Origin of the sequence: Cellulomonas cellasea, assembly GCF_030372105.1 — a bacterium.
GTDB lineage: Bacteria > Actinomycetota > Actinomycetes > Actinomycetales > Cellulomonadaceae > Cellulomonas_A > Cellulomonas_A cellasea_A.
In genome coordinates, this window is sequence record NZ_JAUDBQ010000001.1 from 129,281 (window position 1) to 147,262 (window position 17,982).

Below are 17,982 nucleotides of genomic sequence, written 5' to 3' on the forward strand. Positions count from 1 at the left end.
GCGACGGGACCATGACATGGCAGCGACGAGCGGCATCCGGGCGACAGTGGGCGTGCCGGTCTTCAACGGCGAGCGGTACCTGGCCCAGGCGCTCGCCTCGGTGCGCGAGCAGGATGTGGCGGACCTCGAGATCGTGATCTCGGACAACGGCTCCACTGACGGCACCGAGGAGATCTGCCGGGACGCCGCGCGCGCCGACCAGCGCATCCGCTACCACCGCCACGACGCCAACCGGGGTGGGGCGTGGAACTTCAACCACGTCCTCAGCCTGGCCCGGGCGCCATATTTCACCTGGGCCGCCGCCGACGACATCCGACGGCCCGCCTTCGTGCGGCGCTGCCTCGAGGCCTTCGCGGAGTCCGACCCGGCGACGGTGCTGGTCTACCCCCGCACCCAGATCATCGACGCGCAGGGGCAGATCACCGAGGACCTCAACGACGCCGGCCTGGGCTGCGACGAGCCGCGCCCGCATCAGCGCATGGCGCACTTCCTGCGCGCGCAGGCGGCGCACATCTTCTACGGGCTGCACCGCACAGACGCGCTGCGCAGCACGCGGGGCATCCGGCGCACCGTCGGCAACGACATGGTGATCCTCACCGAGCTGGCCTGCCGGGGGCCCTTCGCGCTGGTCCCCGAGCAGCTCTTCTGGCAGCGGCGGCACAGCGAGCAGTTCTCGGCGCGGCGCGAGGGGCAGGTCGCCTGGCATGCGCCCGACGCGGCGGTGCGCTTCGCGTTCCCGCACACGAAGGTGAGCTGGGAGCTGTGCGCGGCCGTCACGTCCTCGCCCCTGACCGCCGCGGAGCGGGCCCGCTGCCTGGCCACGGTGCCCATCGCGTGGACCCTGCCCCGGTGGCGCGGCCCCGCCTCGGATGTGCGCACCGCCTTGGGCGTCCGTCCCCGCACGGCGGCCGCCCCGCGCGACGCCGCCCAGGCCCACGGCGCCGCCCGATGAGCGCGCGCGTGGACGTGCACGTGCTCACGCCGGGCGACCACTTCTCGCCGCGCACCGGCTCGGCCATCCCCACGGTGGTGGACGGCCTGTGCCGCGCCGCTCCCCCGGGCGCCCCACGGCCCCGTGCGGTGGTGGCGCGCGGGACGTACCCCGAGCGGTACACCAGCGCCGACGTGCTCGACTACGCGCCGGTGGGCGCCCGGCCATGGGACCGGTACGCCGACCTGGCCCTCGCCCGGACCGCCGGCGCCCGCCCCGGGCTGCGCCGCACCCTGCGCCCCACCCTCGCCGAGCAGGCGATGTGGCCGGCGTCCGTGGTGTTGGCGCACAACGCCCCCCAGCTCGTGCCGCTGGTCCGCGCGCCGCACCGCGCCGTGCTGTACGCCCACAACCTGCTGCTGCGCACCTACACCCGTCGCGAGGTGGGCCGGGTGCTCGGCGGCGTCCACGCCATCGTCTGCGTGAGCCGGTCGCTCGCCGAGCAGACCTGCGAGCATCTGCCGGCCACGCTCGCCGACCGCGTGCGGGTGGTGCCCAACGGGGTGGACGCGCGGCAGTTCCACCCGCGCTCCGACCCCACGCGCGGCGAGCGGCTGCGGGTGACGTTCGTGGGCCGGATGATCCGCGACAAGGGCGCCGACGTGCTGCTCGACGCTGTGGCGCTGCTGCGCCGCCAGGACGTGGCAGTCACCTTGGTGGGCAGCCAGAACTTCGACGCTGGAGCAGCCCCGTCGGCCTATGAGCGGGACCTGCGCGCCCGTGCGGCACAGCTCGGCGACCGGGTGCGGCTGCGGCCGTTCGCGCCCCGCGCCGAGGTCGCCGAGCTGTGCCGCGACTCGGATGTGCTGGTGGTCCCCTCCCGCTGGGCCGAGCCGTTCGCCCTGACGGTGCTCGAGGGCATGGCCAGCGGTGTGCCGGTGGTCGCCAGCCGCATCGGCGGGATCCCCGAGGTGATGGGGCAGGCCGGTGTGCTGGTCCGCCCCGGCGACCCCGTCGAGCTCGCGGCGGTGATCGACGCGCTGGCCGCCGACGAGGCCTGGCGGCAGCGGCTCGGCGCCGAGGCCCGGGCGTGGGCGCAGGAGCACGACTGGGCCTGGTCGCGCCGACACCTCGACGCCGTGCTCGCCGGGATCGCGTGATGGCCCCCGCCGCGCCGCCCACGCTCCGCCAGCGCCTGCGGGGCCGGCTGGCGCCGAGCCGTCGCGCAATGCCCGATCTGGGGCATTATGTCCCGATGAGGATCCTGCGGATCTCCCACAGCGCTGTCGTCGACGAGTGGCGCCACCGCGAGCGCGCGATCCGCTCCCACGGGCTCCGGGTCCACCTGCTCTCGGCGCGCCGCTGGGATGAGGGAGGCCGTGTCGTCGCCCTGGAGCCCCGCCCCGGTGAGGACGTGCGCGGGGTGCGCACCTTCGGCCGGCACCCCAACCTGTTCGTCTACGACCCGGTGGCGCTGTGGCGCGCGCTGGGCGCCCAGTGGGATGTGGTCGACATCCACGAGGAGCCGTACTCGCTGGCCACAGCGGAGGTGCTGGCCCTGCTCGCGCTGCGCCGCCGGCGCACGCCCGTCGTGCTGTACTCCGCCCAGAACATCGTCAAGCGGTTCCCGCCGCCGTTCGCCTGGCTGGAGCGCCGCGCGCTGCGCCGCGCCGCGGCCCTGTCGGCGTGCAACACCCAGGCCGCGCGGATCGCCCGGTCGCGCGGCCTGGCCGGCCCGGCGCGGGTGATCGGCCTCGGCGTGGACCTCACGCGCTTCAGCCCGCCCGACACACGCCGTCGCGACCACACGACCCAGCCCGCGGCGGTGCTGCGGGTCGGCTACATCGGCAGGCTGGCGCCGCACAAGGGCGTCGACGTGCTGCTCGAGGCCGCCGCGCTCGACCCCCGCATGCGCGTCGAGATCGCCGGCGCCGGGCCCTCCCAGCCGGCGCTGCGCACCCGTGCGGCGCAGCCGGACCTCGCCGGACGCGTGCGGTTCCTGGGCCACCTCACACCGGGCGCCCTCGCCGAGCTGTACCGGGAGGTCGACGTGCTCGCGGCGCCCTCGCTGCCCACCGCCGGCTGGCTCGAGCAGTTCTGCCGGGTGGCGGTGGAGGCGATGGCCAGCGGCTGCGTCGTCGTCGCCTCGCACACCGGGGCGCTGCCCGACGTGGTCGGCGACGCGGGGCTCCTGGTCCCGCCCGCAGACCCCGCCGCGCTGGCCCAGGCGATCGCGCGCGTGGTCGACGAGCCCGGCCTGGCTCCCAAGCTGCGCGAACGTGGGCTCGACCGCGCCCGGGAGTACTCGTGGGAGCGGATCGGCGCGCAGTACGTCGAGCTGTACGCCGAGGCGGCGCCTGCCCGCGACGGCGTGGCCGGCGCCGGAGACGGGGACGGGGACGGGGACGGCAAAGTCGCCCGCACGCACGGCCGGCGCGCCGAGCGGGCCGCCACCCGCACCGGGGACCGTCCCTCACCCGAGGTCGTCGTCATCGCCTACGGCGCGCCCGCGCTGCTCGAGCGGTGCCTCGCCACACTGGGCGACCCGCAGGACGGCGCCCGTCCGCCCGTGCTGGTGGTGGACAACTCCAGCGACCGGCGCGTGCGGGCCGTCGCCACGGCCGCCGGCGCGGAGTACCTCGACCCCGGGGCCAACCTCGGCTTCGCGGGCGCGGTGAACCTCGCGCTGGGGCGCCGCGCCGACGCTGGCTCCCGGTCGGACCTGCTCCTGCTCAACCCGGACGCGGCCGTCGAGCCCGAGGGGATCCGCGAGCTGCAGCGTGCGCTGCACGCCGAGCCGGGCCTCGCGGCGGTGGCGCCCACACAGCATGACGGGGACGGGGAGCCGGCCCAGGTCGCCTGGCCGTTCCCCTCACCGGTCCGCGCCTGGCTGCAGGCGCTGGGCCTGGGTCGCCTGAGCCAGCGGGAGGACTTCATGATCGGCTCGGTGCTGCTGCTCAACGGCGAGGCCCTCGACGAGGTCGGGACCTTCGACGACGACTTCTTCCTCTACAGCGAGGAGACCGACTGGCAGTACCGCGCCCGCCAGGCGGGGTGGCGCGCGGCGCTCGTCCCGTCGGTCGTCGCCACACATGTCGGCGGCGCCACGAGCACCGATCCGGTGCGCCGCGAGACCCACTTCCACGCCTCCCAGGAGCGCTACCTGCGCAAACACCACGGGCGGCGTGGCTGGGCCTCCGCCCGGGCCGCCATGCTGCTCGGCGTCGCCGCGCGGGCGGCCCTGCTGCGGGGCCCGCGCGGGCGTGACGCGCGGCGGCGCGGCGTGCTGTACCTGCGCGGCCCACTGCACGTGGAGGCTGCCTTGTTCGACGCCACGCCCCCGGGGCCGCCGGGCCGCAGGCGCCATGGCCGCCACCTCGACCGCGCGGACCTCCCGTCATGACAGCGCCCGGGCTGGCCGATCCCGCCGACGCCGCACTCGACGGCGCCACCCTCGACGACGTCCAGCGCGCCGACAGGGTGTCCGCCGCACGCGACGCGCTCCGCCGTCAGCGGCTCCGCCGCGGCGCGGCCCTGGGCCTGACCGCCCTCGGGATCATGCTCGGCGCCCTCGTCGCCGAGCGCCCGCTGCTCCTGGTGCTGGTCGGGTCGGCGGTGCTCGCCGTGGGGCTCACGCTGCGCCAGCCGGCGGCCGTGCCGGTGCTCGCGATGCCCGCCCTCATCCTCATCAACCGGGTGGGCGACGCGGCCGGCGGGCTGTCCATCTCCGACCTCGTCCTGTTCGCCGCGCTGTGGCCCGCGCTGCTCCTCGGCGCCCGGCCGCTGAGCGCCCCCTTGCGGTCGATGCTGTGGGCGTCGGCGGTGTACCAGGCGCTCGTGCTGTTCACGGTGATCGCGAACCCCTACGCCGCCAACACCACCGAGTGGTTCCACTCGTGGCTGCTGATCGCCGGCGCGCTCCTCGTCGGGTGGGCCGCCGGCGCGTCGGGGCACGGGCCGCTGGCCCTCGGCCTCTACGTCGGCGCAGCCGCCTGTGTGGCGGTCGTGACCTGCTCCGCGTGGCTCGTGGCGGCGGCGGACGGCAACTACGGCCCGGTCTTCCTCGGCGAGCCGCTGATGATGCACAAGAACTACCTGGGCTGCGTGCTCGCGTTCGCGGCGCTGATCGTCTACGCGCGGCCGCGCTGGCTGCGGTGGCGTGACGGCTGGTGCCTGGCGCTGCTGGCGCTCTTCCTGGTGGCGATCCTCGCCTCGCAGTCCCGGCAGGCGATGATCGGGCTGGCCCTGGCGGTCGCCGTCGTGGCGCTGCGCCCGGATCCGACCCGCAGGCGCTCGAAGCTCGTGCTGGTCGCCGGCGTGGCCGTCACCGTCAGCGTGGTCTCCCTGGTGCGGGACCAGATCGAGTCCGGGGACCTGCACAACTCCGCGAACCAGCGTCTCGCCTGGTTCGAGCAGTCGGTGGCGATCTGGCAGCAGCACCCCGTCTTCGGCGCCGGGCTGCGCTGGTGGTACACGGACCGCTTCCCCGAGCGCTTCCAGCCGCCGAACGCCGAGTTCGAGGTGGTGTCCTCGGCGGGCGCGGTGGGGCTGGTGGGGTGGGTGCTGCTGGTGGTGGTGTGCCTGGTGGCGCTGTGGCGGGTCGACCCGAGGTTCGGCACGCTCGCGTTCGCGATGGTGCTGATGCGGTTCACGCAGGGGCAGTTCGACCTGTTCTGGGTCGCCGCGCAGGTCTCCATCCCGTTCGTTGTGGCGGGCGTGTGCCTGGGCGCCCAGGCGCACGCCGAGCGCCGCGCGGAGGATCATCCGGAGGATCGCGCCCTCGACCCGCCGCGTCCGCGAGAGGCCGCCTGGTGAGCCCCGTCGACGTCGCGCACGTGGTCTGCACCGAAGCGTTCGCGGGAGTGGAGCGCTACGTCGCGACGCTGGCCCGGGAGCAGGACGCGCGCGGCATGCGGGTGCAGGTGCTGGGCGGGGCCCCGGAGCGGATGCGCGCCGAGTTGGCTGGCGGCGGTGTGGGCTGGTCGCCGGCGGCGACCCCGTGGCATGCCGTGCGTGGGCTGATGGCCCTGCGCGGCCTGCGGCTCGTGCACGCGCATATGACGGCCGCGGAGTCCGCCGCCGTCGTGGGCGCCCGTGCCCCGATCGTCGTCACCCGGCACTTCGCGGGGCGCCGGGGCTCGACGCCGCCCGCGCGGCTGGCCGGGCGCGTGGTGGCCCGCCGAGTCGCCGACCAGGTCGCGATCAGCTCGTTCGTGGCCCAGCGCATCGAGGGCCCGTCCACGGTGATCCACCCGGGTGTGCGCCCGCAGCCGGCTGGCGCCGGCGGGTCGCGGGAGCCCGTGGTGCTCGTGGCCCAGCGCCTGGAGGCCGAGAAGCGCACCGACCTCGCCCTGCGGATGTGGGCCGCCTCCGGGCTCGCGGCACATGGCTGGCGGTTGCAGGTCGCCGGCGAGGGAGCGCTGCTGGGCGAGCTGCGACGGCTGGCCGTCGAGTTGGGGGTGGCTGGGTCGTGCGACTTCCTGGGCGCGCGGGCCGACATCGCCGACCTCATGGCCCGGGCGGGGGTGTTCCTGGCGCCCCGGCCCGACGAGCCGTATGGGCTGTCGGTCGTGGAGGCGATGGCGCACGGCCTGCCCGTCGTGGCGGCAGCGGGCGGCGGGCACGACGAGACGGTCGGCGCGAGCCCGCTCGCCACCCTCGTCGACGCGGCCGAGCCCGACGGCGCGGGAGCGGCCCTCGCCGCGCTGGCGGGGGATCCGGGCCGCCGCGCCGCCTACGGCGAGGACCTGCGACGGCTGCAGCGCCGCCAGTTCACCGTGGCGGCCCACGCCGCGCGCCTGGAGGCCGTCTATCGCGCGGCGGTGCTGCGATGACCGGGGAGGCCGCCACCGCGGGCGACGCGCCGCTGATCGACGCGCCGCTGATCGACGCCCCCTTGATCGATGAGGCGCCGGAGCGTGGCGACGACGCCCCGCACCCGGCCGTGCACGGCGGCCACGACCTCGTCGTCGCGTCCTTGGAGCCGTGGGACGAGGTGTGGCGCCGCAACCAGCACCTGCTCGCGGGCCTCCTGCGTGCCGACCCCGCGCTGCGTGTGCTGCTGCTCGAGCCGCCCGCCGACCCGCTGCACGACCTGCGCCGGGGGGCTCGGGTCAGCCCGGGCCGGCGGCTGCGCGCGATCGGGCCCGACGAGGGCGGCGCCCCGGGCCGGCTGTGGGCGCTGCGTCCCACCAAGTGGCTCCCCCGCCGGGTCGACCCCCTGGGCGACCTGCGGCGGGCCCGCGGCGTCCAGGGGGTCGCGCGGCGACTGGGGATGTCCTCGCCGCTGCTGTGGGTCAACGATCCCGCCGCGGCCACACTGTTGGAGGCGACCGGCTGGCCGGCGCTGTACGACGTCACCGACGACTGGCTGCTCGCGTCCCGGAGCCCGCGCCAGACGGCGACGCTGCGGGCCCAGGAGCAGGTGCTGCTGACACGGTGCGCGGAGGTGACGGTGTGCTCACCCGCGCTGGCCGCCGCCAAGGGCGCCCTGCGGCCGGTGACCCTCGTCCCGAACGGGGTCGACGTCGCGCGGTACCGCGCCCGTGCGGACCGCCCCCCAGCGCTGCCCGAGGGGCCGTGCGCGGTGTACGTGGGCACGGCGCACCCGGATCGGATGGACGTCGAGTTGTGCGTCGAGCTCGCCGAGCGGCTCACCGCCGGGGGCAGCGGGACGCTGGTTTTGGTGGGCCCGGTGCTGCTGGAGGCCGCCGACGTGGTGCGCCTCGAGCGGGCCGGGGCGCGCCTGCTGGGCCCGCGGCCGTCCGCCCAGGTGCCCGGCTACCTGCAGCACGCCGACGTGCTGGTGGTGCCGCACCTGGTGGACGACTTCACCGACTCACTCGACCCGCTCAAGCTCTACGAGTACCTGGCGGTGGGGCGACCGGTGGTGAGCACCCCGGTGGCCGGGTTCCGCGACCTGACTCCGTCCACGCGCGTGCGGGTGGCCGAGCGCCCGGCCTTCACGGCGGCGGTGGTCGAGGCGCTCCGCTCGGCGCCCGACGACGGGCTGGCGGCGGCGGGCGGGCTCGTGCCGGTGCCGACGTGGGACCAGCGGGTGCGGGAGATGGCGCTCGTGCTCAGCCGCGTGGCCGCGACGCGAGGAGCTCCCACACGCGCGTGACCTCGTCGGCGGTCCGGTCGACGCCGAAGCGCGAGCGGACGTCATCCCAGGCCGCCCGGGCCCGCAGCCGCGCGACGGCCGGGTCCCGCAGCACCTCGTCCACCGCGCGGGCCATGCCCGCCACGTCGTGCGGCTCCACCAGCTCGCACCACGACGACCCGTCGGGCGTGTACGCGATCTCCTCCACCCCGCCGCCCCGTGTCGCGACCACCGGGACGCCGCGGGCCATCGCCTCGACGATCACCTGGCCGAAGGGCTCGGGGACGGGTGAGGCGTGCACCAGGACGCTCAGGCCGTCGAGCTCGGGCGCCGGGTCCTCGACCCACCCGGTGAACTCGAGCCGGTCGCCCAGCGCGAGCCGATCGGCCAGCTCGCGCACCCGGGCCTCATAGCCCCGCTCGGCGAACAGGGCGGCGCCCACCACCCGGAACCGCGCCTTCGGATGGCCCTCGGCGATCTCCGCACACGCCTGGACGAACTCGAGCTGGCCTTTGGTGGGGCTGATCCGGCCCACCAGCCCCACCACCGCCGGGGAGGGCTCGAGGCGCTCGTCGGGGTCGGCGACGACCTGCTCGGGGGCGAGCCCCGGATGCGCCAGCGTCCAGCCGCGCGGCAGCGGCAGCAGGGTGCTCGCGGTGGCCCGCGAGTTCACCAGCACATGGTCGGGCCCGTGCCGCGCGGCCCAGCGGAACATCCGGGCCACACGCGCGGGCAGGTAGTCGTCGCTGATCCTGTCGTGCACGTGCCACACCAGCGGGAGACGGGTGAGCCGGGCCGCCGGCCAGGCCAGGAGGTCTGCCTTGAGCGAGGTCGCGTGGACCACGTCCGGGCGCAGGGAGCGCAGCAGCCACGCGAGGCGCAGCACGAACGGCGCCGTCCGCGCGGCCGACGCCCCGGCCCGCCACGCCGACCTCCCCACCGCGTGGCGGTCGGCGCCCCCCACCCCCGGGGCCAGCGGCAGGACGCGCACCTGGACGCCCAGGCGCTCCAGCCGGGCGACGAGCGGCCCGTCCGCGAACAGCACCACGATCACGCGCACGCGCGCGGGGTCCACTGCCGCGCACAGCCGCATGAGCGCCAGCTCCGCGCCCCCGAGCTGGCCGGTGTGGTCCAGCACCACCACGCGGGCGGGTCGGCTCATGGGGTGTCCAGCAGCACCGCGTCCCGCTCGCGGCTGCGCTCCGGCACGGGCTGGGCGACCACCGTGTCCCCCGTGAACCCGTAGGTGGCGGCGTACTCGGAGCGACGCGACGAGGCGGGGCCCTCCAGGACGACGCCCAGCAGTCGCGCGTTCGCCGCCCGCAGGCGGTCCGCGGACTCCTCGATCGCGGTGATCTCGGTGTGCCCGATGGTCGCGGCGAGCACCACCCCGTCGGCATACGCCCCGATGATCGTGGCGTCGGCGGCGACGAGCATGGGCGGCGCGTCGATGACGACCACGTCGACCGTCGCCCGCAGCTGCTCGACCAGGTCCCGCACGGTGTCGCTGGCGAGGTAGTCGGCCGGGTCGAGCTCGGTGCGCAACGCGGGCAGCACCCGCAGGTGCGGGATGCGGGTGGGCTGCGGCGCGTGGTCGCCCAGGTCCACGTCCACGTCCACCCCGTCGCGCCAGCCCGGGTCGCCCTCCGCGGCGGGCAGCAGCGCGTTCAGCCGGGGTTGGCGCAGGTCCCCCGACAGCGCCACCACGCTGCGCCCGCTCAGCGCCCATGACGCCGCCAGGTTCGCCGTGATGAAGCTCCGCGGCGCCTCCAAGTCGGCGGCCGTCACCACGATGACGATGCCCGGGCGCCCCTCCACGGCCGCCTGCACCGCGGTGCGCAGCTCGCGGACGGACTGGGTGTACGACGTCGCGGTGCGGATCGCCACGGGCAGGTCGCCACTGTGCGCATGGGCCCGATGCGCGGCCGACGCGCCCGTGAGCCGCGCCAGCACCGGCGAGCCGGAGGCACGCCGGGCGCCGCCGGCCGTGCGCAGCTTGGTGTCGAGGGTGCGCCGGGCGACGGCGAGCCCGATCCCCAGCAGCAGGCCGCCGAGCAGCGCGATCAGGTAGACCAGGGACGCCGGCAAGCTGGTGAGCGTGGCGGTGACGGCGTTCTGCCGGATGGACGCCGGGGCGGCGATGAGCTGGGCCTGCGAGACCTGCGCCGAGAGCGTCTGGTACTGGTCCATGCTGGCCGCGTACTGCGCCTCGATCAGCCCGTCCGCGGCCTCCGCGGCGCGGGTGGCGTTCACGGCCGCCTGCCGCTGGGCGATCGACTCCCCCAGCACGGCGAGGCGCTCCTGCATTGAGACGACGCCGCTGTCGTACTGGGCCTGCAGCGCCGCGACGTAGGCGCCCGCGACGGCGTTCGCGATCTCGACGGCCTGTGTCGGCGAGCTGCTCGACGCGTCGACAGCCACCCGGTCGGCGACGTCGGGGACGTATCCGCCCGTGACGTGCCGGGCGAGGTCGTCGGCGCGTGTCCCCTGCCCTAGCTCCTCGGCGGCCGCCGAGGTGACCGCCGGGCTGGTGACCAGGCTCGGGTCGGTGTCGAGCCGCACACCGGCGGCGGTGAGGGTCTCCGCGTCGACGAGCTGCACGGTGGCGGTGGCGACGTGCACGGGGACCTGGCGTTCCAGGTGCCACCAGGCGCCGACGAGCGCCGCGGCGACGGCGATGAGGACGAGCCAGCGGCTGAACCAGATCGTGCGGAACAGCTCCTGAAGTGTCATGGGGCACCTTCCTGGGGTGGCGGGGTCGCACTCACAGCTGGCACAGCTCCTCCTCGACCACTGCCCGCAGCCGGGCGACGAAGCGAGGCGCCGCGAACGCGTCCGCGTGGTCCCGCAGGGCGCTCGCGGACCACGGGCGGCGGAGCGCGCAATCGACCGCGCGCGCCACGGGCTCAGGCTCGGGGATGTCGAAGAACTCGCCGGTGACGTGCTCCCTGACGGTGTCGAGGTAGCCGCCGTCACGCAGCACCACCGCGGGCCGCCCGAAGGCGGCGGCCTCGAGCGGGGACAGGCCGTAGTCCTCGAAGGAGGCCGCCACGAGGGCCGAGCAGTTCCCGTACAGCCATCTCAGCTCGGCGTCGCTGACCCGCCCGAGCAGCCTGGCGCCGTGGATCGGCTGGGCGAGCCGCTCGAGCCGGCCGCGGTCCGGGCCCTCGCCCACCACCACGAGCCGGGCGCCGAGCCGCTGCGCCGCCCGCAGCACCACGTCCACGTTCTTGTAGGGGAGCAGCCGGGCCACGCACAGCAGGAACCCGCCCTCGACGCCCGGTGGCGGCGTCGACGGGCCGTCGGGCAGCAGCGCGGGCGGCGGCGGCAGCACCTCGGCGTCGATGCCGTAGACCTCCCGCACTGATCGGGCCGTGACGGACGAGTTCGCCAGGTACCTGTCGGCGCTGAGCGCGGCGCGCCGGTCCCAGGCGCGCAGCGAGGGCGCGAGCGCGTCCAGCGAGCGGGCCGCGACCCACCGTCGCAGACCCCTGCGGTTGTGCGCCGCCCCGAGGTACCGCTCGGACTGGTAGAGCCAGCGCGCGGGCGCGTGGCAGTAGACGACCTTGCGCCCGGTCGACCGGAAGCCGTGCGCCCAGCCCGTGGAGCTCGCCAGCAGCACCTCCGACTCGATCGGCGGCGTGGCGGACACCGCCGAGGCGAGGAACGGCAGCCCCAGCCGGTGGTGGCGCCGCACGACGCCGAACCTGTCGAGGCGCGTGGTCCGCAGGTCCACCGCGCCGAACTCGGGGAACGTCCCCTCCGGGTCGTACAGCGAGGTGTGCATCGGCGCCCCGGGGAAGCCCTCCACCATCGCCAGGGCGACCCGCTCGGCGCCGCCGCGCTGCGTGGCGTAGTCATGGGCGAGCGCCACCCGGTCAGCGCCCACCGCGCCCGCTCACCACCACGTTGACGGTCTTCCACATGATCATGAGGTCGAGGGCGATGGACCAGTTCTCGACGTACCGCAGGTCCAGCTTCACCGCCTCCTTCCACGGGAGGTCGGTGCGCCCGCTGATCTGCCACAGGCCCGTCAGGCCGGGTTTGACCAGCAGCCGCCGTCCGACGGAGTCGCCGTACTGGGCGACCTCGTGGGGCAGCGGCGGGCGGGGCCCCACCAGTGCCATCTCCCCGCGCAGCACGTTGAGGAGCTGCGGCAGCTCGTCGATCGAGTGTTTGCGCAGGAACCGTCCCACCCGAGTGACCCGGGGGTCGACGTCGAGCTTGAACAGCGGCCCGTCGGCCTGGTTGTCGAGCCGCAGGGCCGCCTGCTGGGCCTCGGCGTCCACGACCATGCTGCGGAACTTCAGCATCTTGAACGTGCGGCCGCCCTTCCCCACCCGGGTCTGGTGGAAGAGCGCCGGCCCGGGGCTGGTCACCCGGACGACCACCGCCACGACTAGCAGCACGGGCGTCAGCACCACCAACGCGCCGAGGGCGCAGCCCAGGTCGAACATGCGCTTGAGCGTGACCCGGGGCCCGCGCGACTCGGCCCGGCGCACGTGGATGAGGGACAGGCCGGCGGTCGGCTCGAGCATCACCCGGGGGCCGAAGACCTCGACCAGCCCGGGCGCCACCACGAGGCTGGCGCCGGTGCGCTCAAGCGCCCAGGAGAGCCGGCGCAGCGCCTGCCCGGTCAGGTCCGAGCCGGCGACGATGACCACGTCGAAGTCTCCGTCGACCACCACCTGCGGGATGTCCGAGAGCGACCCGAGCACCGGGACGCCGACCTCGGGGCCGGGGACGGCGAGCGCCGGCACGCACAGCCCGGCGATCTGGTACCCGTGCTGCGGCGCGGCGCGGAGGTCCGCGACGAGCCTGTCGATCGCGGCGACGTCGCCCACCACGAGGGTGCGGCGCATCGCCTCCCCACCGCTGCGCCGCCGGTGCAGCCCGCGCCGGTTGAGGTGCCGGGCCCCGGCCAGGGCCCCCATCATCAGCGGCAGCGCGCCGAAGACGACGGTGCGCGGCACCTCGGCGTCGAAGCCGACGGCGAACAGGGCGAGCGTCGCGGCGGTGAGGACCCCGGCGCGCAACACCGCTTGGAACTCCAGGGGCCCGTCGCCCAGGTTCGCGCGCTCGTACCCGCGCTCGACGCCGACCATGATCACGAAGAGCAGGCCGATCGACGCCCCCCAGCCGAACTGCAGCAACGTCACCCCGTGCATCGCGAACAGCAGGGCTGTCGGGATGGACAGGCACAGCAGCAGGTCCCGCGCCATGGTCGACCACTGGTACGCCGTCTGCTGCTCGCGCCAGCTCAATCCGGAGCCGGCGGTGGCGCTGCGCCTGACGCGGCGGATGAACGGCTGGCTCGACGCCCACGACACGCGTGGGCCGGCCGCTGGCCGACGACGCTCCTGCGTCGCAGCCTCGACTGCGCTCGCTGATGGCACGTCCCGGTCGTCGATCAGGCTCATGCGTCGCCCCCCGGCAGATGATGTGCCTTGAGGGTATATGGCCCGGTTCGATCGTGTAACACCCAGTTGCCCGAATTCACCCTATTTGCTCGGCGCGTCGTGCGGCGCGTCGCGCTGAGCGGCTCCCCTGCCACGCCCGGCCCGGGAGGCCTGGGCGGCTAGGAGCGGGTGTGGTACTTCAACTGGGCGCGCTCGAGCCCTTCCGTCACGACGAGCTCCACCGCATCCGCGGCGGCGTCCACCAGCCAGGGCAGGTCCTTGCGCTCGGCGGCCGTGAAGTCCCTCAGCACATAGTCCGCGGCATCCATCCGGCCAGGCGGGCGGCCCACGCCGACCCGCACGCGCACATAATCCTTGGTGCCCAACGCCTTCGAGGTGTCGCGCAGCCCGTTGTGGCCGCCCTCGCCCCCGCCGATCTTCAGCTTGATCTCCGCGTACGGGATGTCGAGCTCGTCATGCACCATCACCACGCGCTCGGCCGGCACGTCGTAGTACTGGGCCAGCGCCGCCACCGGGCCGCCGGAGACGTTCATGTAGGTGGTCGGCTTGGCGAGCACCACCCGGGGGCCGGGGGCCCCGCCCGGCAACGTGCCGAGCCGGGCCTCGGCGACTGCCGCCTTCGGCCGCCGCGACAGCAGCCCGCCGCGCGCCCCGAACGTGGCGCCGGTGCGGCTCGCCAACTCGTCGAGCACCATCTGGCCGACGTTGTGCCTGTTGCCCGCGTACTGCGGGCCCGGGTTGCCGAGCCCGACGACGAGCCAGGGTCCCTCCGACATGCGCTTCCTTCCGATCTCCCCGCGACGACGTGCCCGGGCGTGGACGCGACGACGCCCGGCACCGTCGAACGGTACCGGGCGTCGCTGCGCCTGCCGGCCGCCTAGCGGCCGGCAGGGTGGCTCAGGCCTTCTCGGCTGCGGACTCCGCCGACTGCTCGGCGGCCAGCTCGGCGACGGCCGCGTCGGCGGCGATGTCGGCAGCGGACGCCTGCGGCGCCGTGACGGAGATGATCGCGGCGTCGGGGTCGGTGACGAGCACCGCGCCCTCGGGCAGCGGGATGTCGCGGGCGAAGACGATCTCGCCAGCGGCGACACCCGTGATGGAGACCTCGATCTCGCGCGGCAGGTTCGTCGCCTCGGCCTCGAGCGCCAGGGTCTGCAGGTCGAAGATGTGGATCGTGCCCGGCTCGGGCTCGCCCACGACGACGATCGGGACCTCGACGGAGACCTTCTCGCCCTTCTTCACGATGAGCAGGTCGACGTGCTCGATGACGTTGCGGACCGGCTCGCGCTGGACGTCCTTGGCGATCGCGAGGGTCTTCTCACCGTCGAGCTCGATCGCGAACAGCGCGTTCGCCTGCTTGAGGGCGAGCATCGTCTCGTGGCCCGGCAGGGCGACGTGCAGCGGGTCGGTGCCGTGCCCGTAGAGGACGGCGGGGATCTGGTGCGCACGGCGCAGGCGGCGCGCCGCGCCCTTGCCGAACTCGGAACGGGCGGTGGCGACGAGCTTGACCTCGGACACGATGACTCCCAGAAAGCAGACGATGAATGGTGACGAAGCTGAGTGGTGGCCTCGACGCGGGGCGCAGGACGGGCACGCGGAGGCGGCAACCGCCCAGTCGATCACGGACCCGGAGGCTGGTCGCTGCGCTGTCCCGCGGTGCGTGAGCACCCGCCGGACTACTCGCGGAACCAGGCCTTCGGCGTCCCTCGCCGGGGCAACCTGATGATCCTACCCGGCCTGGGTGCTTCCCCCAAGCCGGGTCGTGCCGCCTGAGGCGGCGCCAGGCAGGATCAGGCCTGGCCGTCGAACAACGACGTGACAGAGCCGTCGTCGAAGACCTCGCGGATGGCACGCGCCAGCAGCGGCGCGATGGACAGCACGGTGAGCTTGTCGAAGCGGCGCTCATCCGGGATCGGCAAGGTGTCCGTGATGATGACCTCACGGGCGCCGCACTGCTGCAGGCGGTCGATCGCCGGGTCGGAGAGCACACCGTGCGTCGCCGCGACGATGACGTCCTTGGCGCCCGCCTCCATGAGCACGCGCACCGCTCCGGAGATGGTGCCGGCCGTGTCGATGAGGTCGTCCACGAGCACGCAGCTGCGGCCCTCGACGTCGCCGACCACGCGGTTCGCCACGGTGCGGTTCGGGCGTGAGATGTCACGCGTCTTGTGCACGAAGGCCAGCGGCCCGCCGCCCAGCTTGGCGGCCCACTGCTCGGCCACGCGGATGCGGCCGGCGTCCGGGGAGACGACAGTCACGTTCGACGTGTCGACCCGGGTGCGGACGTACTCGGTGAGGATCGGCATGGCCCACAGGTGGTCCACCGGGCCGTCGAAGAAGCCCTGGATCTGCGCGGCGTGCAGGTCCACGCTCATCAGCCGGTCGGCGCCGGCGGTCTTGAACAGGTCCGCCATGAGGCGGGCCGAGATCGGCTCGCGGCCACGGTGCTTCTTGTCCTGCCGCGCGTAGCCGTAGAACGGCGCGACCACGGTGATGGTCTTCGCGGAGGCGCGCTTCAGGGCGTCGACCATGAGCAGCTGCTCCATGATCCACTGGTTGATCGGCGCCGCGTGGCTCTGCAGGACGAACGCGTCCGAGCCGCGGATCGACTCGCCGAAGCGGACGTAGATCTCGCCGTTCGCGAAGTCGTACGCGGTGGTGGGAACGAGTTCGCTGCCCAGTTCTTCGGCGACGGAAGCGGCAAGGTCGGTGTGGGCCCGGCCTGAGATGAGGACGAGCCTCCGCTCACCGTCAGGGGAGACGATCCCGGTCATCGTGCGGAGTCCTTCGTGTTCGTTGGTGCGTCAGGCAGCTCAGTCGGCTGGTCGGGCAGCGTGGGGGGCGGGGTGGGGACCGGGCCGGTGGAGGCGCTCTGGGCGCGCCCCCGCTCGGCGCGCGCCTGCGGCGAGAGCTCGTCCGGCTGGCCGCCGAGCGCGCGCTCGGCGGCCGCGGCGGCGGGTGTGCCGGCGCGGGCCCGCACCACCCAGCCCTCGATGTTGCGCTGGGCGCCGCTGCTCACCGCGAGGGCGCCCGGGGGGACGTCACGCCGGATGACGCTGCCGGCGCCGGTGTACGCGCCATCGCCCACCGTGACCGGCGCGACGAACATGTTGTCCGAGCCGGTGCGGGCGTAGGAGCCGATCGTCGTGTGGTGCTTGTTCACGCCGTCGTAGTTGACGAACACCGACGCGGCGCCGATGTTCGTCTCCTCGCCGATGGTCGCGTCGCCCACGTAGGACAGGTGCGGCACCTTGGAGCCGGCGCCGATCTGCGCGTTCTTCGTCTCGACGAATGTGCCGATCTTGCCGTGGGCGCCCAGCACAGTCCCGGGCCGCAGGTAGGCGAACGGGCCCACCGTGGCCCCCTCGCCGATCACCGCGAGCGAGCCGTGGGTGCGCACCACAGAAGCGCCGGCGCCCACCTCGACGTCCGCGAGGGTGGTGTCGGGGCCGACCGTGGCGCCCTCCCCCACCGACGTGGCGCCGTGGAGCTGGGTGCCGGGCAGCAGCGTGACGTCGCGCGCCAGGTCCACGTCCACGTCGACCCAGGTCGTCGCCGGGTCCACGACGGTGACCCCCGCGCGCATCCAGTCGTCGAGGATCCGGCGGTTGAGCTCGGCGCGCAGCGTGGCGAGCTGCACGCGGTCGTTGACGCCCTCGACGAGCAGCGGGTCGTCGGTGCGCAGCGCGCGCACCCGGCCGCCGTCCTCGCGGGCGATGGCCAGCACGTCCGTCAGGTACACCTCGCCCTGCGCGTTGTCCCGGCCGAGCCGGCCGAGCGCGCCGCGCAGCACCGTGGAGTCGAAGACGTACACCGAGGAGTTGATCTCGCGGATCGCGCGCTGGTCGGCGTCGGCGTCCTTCTCCTCGACGATGCCCGTCACGTCGCCCGTCGCCGGGTCGCGCAGCACGCGGCCGTAGCCCGTGGGGTCGTCGACCTCGGTGGTGAGCACCGTCACCGCGTCGTCGTCGGCCACGTGGGCGGCGAGGAGCTCGGCGAGGGTGCCGCCGTCGAGCAGCGGGATGTCCCCCGCGAGCACCACGACGGGGCCCTCGACGCGCACGCCTGCGACGGCGCCGGTGGCCGGCAGCCCCTCGCCGGCACGTGCGGCATCGGCCTGGGCCGCGGCGTCGAGCACCGAGAGGGCGCACTGGACGGCCCGGCCAGTGCCCGGCACGTCGTCCTGGTCGGCGATCAGCGCCTGCGGGTCGACCTCGCGGGCGTGGGCGGCGACGAGCTCGCGCTCGTGGCGCACGACCACCGCGACGCGGCCTGGGTCGAGCTCACGTGCGGCGGTCAGGGCGTGGCCGAGCATGCTGCGGCCAGCCAGAGTATGCAAAACCTTGGGTGTCGCCGAACGCATCCGTGTGCCTTCGCCGGCGGCGAGGACGATGACGGCTGCTGGGCGGGGGGTGGTCACCTGTGGGTGCTCCCGTCGGATCTGCCCGAGCTGTCGGGCGGCGGATCTTGCGCACCAGCACTCTACCGCCGCGAGGGCTGGCGCTCGTTCAGCCGGTGGGCTGACCCGG

14 protein-coding genes are annotated in these 17,982 nt (G+C 74.9%); 6 read left to right on the plus strand and 8 right to left on the minus strand.

Annotated elements, in window-relative coordinates; all coding sequences use genetic code 11:
• The first annotated feature begins 16 nt into the window (after window positions 1–16).
• From QUV83_RS00550 to QUV83_RS00575, 6 genes are all read left to right on the plus strand, one after another.
• Window positions 17–952: a glycosyltransferase gene (locus tag QUV83_RS00550; RefSeq protein ID WP_289561635.1), complete on the plus strand. Its 936-nt coding sequence runs from the start codon at window positions 17–19 to the stop codon at window positions 950–952.
• Window positions 949–2,091: a glycosyltransferase family 4 protein gene (locus QUV83_RS00555; protein ID WP_289561636.1), complete on the plus strand. Its 1,143-nt coding sequence runs from the start codon at window positions 949–951 to the stop codon at window positions 2,089–2,091. The genes QUV83_RS00550 and QUV83_RS00555 overlap by 4 nt, the downstream gene beginning before the upstream one ends.
• A 95-nt stretch (window positions 2,092–2,186) precedes the next feature.
• Complete coding sequence (locus tag QUV83_RS00560) at window positions 2,187–4,334, plus strand: glycosyltransferase (RefSeq protein WP_289561637.1); 2,148 nt, start codon at window positions 2,187–2,189, stop codon at window positions 4,332–4,334.
• Complete coding sequence (locus tag QUV83_RS00565) at window positions 4,331–5,746, plus strand: O-antigen ligase family protein (RefSeq protein ID WP_289561638.1); 1,416 nt, start codon at window positions 4,331–4,333, stop codon at window positions 5,744–5,746. The genes QUV83_RS00560 and QUV83_RS00565 overlap by 4 nt, the downstream gene beginning before the upstream one ends.
• A complete protein-coding gene (locus tag QUV83_RS00570; RefSeq protein ID WP_289561639.1) occupies window positions 5,743–6,765 on the plus strand; it encodes a glycosyltransferase family 4 protein in 1,023 nt (340 codons plus the stop codon). Before QUV83_RS00565 ends, QUV83_RS00570 begins: the two co-directional genes overlap by 4 nt.
• Window positions 6,762–8,054 (plus strand): glycosyltransferase, encoded by a 1,293-nt coding sequence (locus tag QUV83_RS00575; RefSeq protein ID WP_289561640.1) that lies wholly within the window; start codon window positions 6,762–6,764, stop codon window positions 8,052–8,054. The genes QUV83_RS00570 and QUV83_RS00575 overlap by 4 nt, the downstream gene beginning before the upstream one ends.
• On the opposite strand, the gene QUV83_RS00580 is transcribed toward QUV83_RS00575, so the two are convergent.
• The 8 genes from QUV83_RS00580 to glmU form a co-directional block, all read right to left on the minus strand.
• The gene (locus QUV83_RS00580) at window positions 8,011–9,195 is read right to left on the minus strand and encodes a glycosyltransferase (RefSeq protein WP_289561641.1); all 1,185 of its coding nucleotides are present in this window, start codon (window positions 9,193–9,195) and stop codon (window positions 8,011–8,013) included. The two genes, QUV83_RS00575 and QUV83_RS00580, sit on opposite strands and share 44 nt — an antisense overlap.
• Window positions 9,192–10,766 (minus strand): tyrosine-protein kinase domain-containing protein, encoded by a 1,575-nt coding sequence (locus QUV83_RS00585; protein ID WP_289561642.1) that lies wholly within the window; start codon window positions 10,764–10,766, stop codon window positions 9,192–9,194. Before QUV83_RS00585 ends, QUV83_RS00580 begins: the two co-directional genes overlap by 4 nt.
• Window positions 10,767–10,797: 31 nt before the next feature.
• Window positions 10,798–11,922, minus strand: a complete 1,125-nt coding sequence (locus tag QUV83_RS00590) for a glycosyltransferase (protein ID WP_289561643.1) — start codon at window positions 11,920–11,922, stop codon at window positions 10,798–10,800.
• Window positions 11,912–13,453 (minus strand): sugar transferase, encoded by a 1,542-nt coding sequence (locus QUV83_RS00595; protein ID WP_289561644.1) that lies wholly within the window; start codon window positions 13,451–13,453, stop codon window positions 11,912–11,914. The genes QUV83_RS00590 and QUV83_RS00595 overlap by 11 nt, the downstream gene beginning before the upstream one ends.
• A gap of 158 nt (window positions 13,454–13,611) precedes the next feature.
• The gene (pth, locus tag QUV83_RS00600) at window positions 13,612–14,229 is read right to left on the minus strand and encodes an aminoacyl-tRNA hydrolase (protein WP_289561645.1); all 618 of its coding nucleotides are present in this window, start codon (window positions 14,227–14,229) and stop codon (window positions 13,612–13,614) included.
• Window positions 14,230–14,350: 121 nt separating this feature from the next.
• The gene (locus QUV83_RS00605; protein ID WP_289561646.1) at window positions 14,351–14,971 is read right to left on the minus strand and encodes a 50S ribosomal protein L25/general stress protein Ctc; all 621 of its coding nucleotides are present in this window, start codon (window positions 14,969–14,971) and stop codon (window positions 14,351–14,353) included.
• A 272-nt stretch (window positions 14,972–15,243) separates the two neighbouring features.
• Complete coding sequence (locus QUV83_RS00610; protein ID WP_289561647.1) at window positions 15,244–16,227, minus strand: ribose-phosphate diphosphokinase; 984 nt, start codon at window positions 16,225–16,227, stop codon at window positions 15,244–15,246.
• The gene (gene glmU, locus QUV83_RS00615) at window positions 16,224–17,873 is read right to left on the minus strand and encodes a bifunctional UDP-N-acetylglucosamine diphosphorylase/glucosamine-1-phosphate N-acetyltransferase GlmU (protein WP_289561648.1); all 1,650 of its coding nucleotides are present in this window, start codon (window positions 17,871–17,873) and stop codon (window positions 16,224–16,226) included. Before glmU ends, QUV83_RS00610 begins: the two co-directional genes overlap by 4 nt.
• Window positions 17,874–17,982 lie beyond the last annotated feature (109 nt).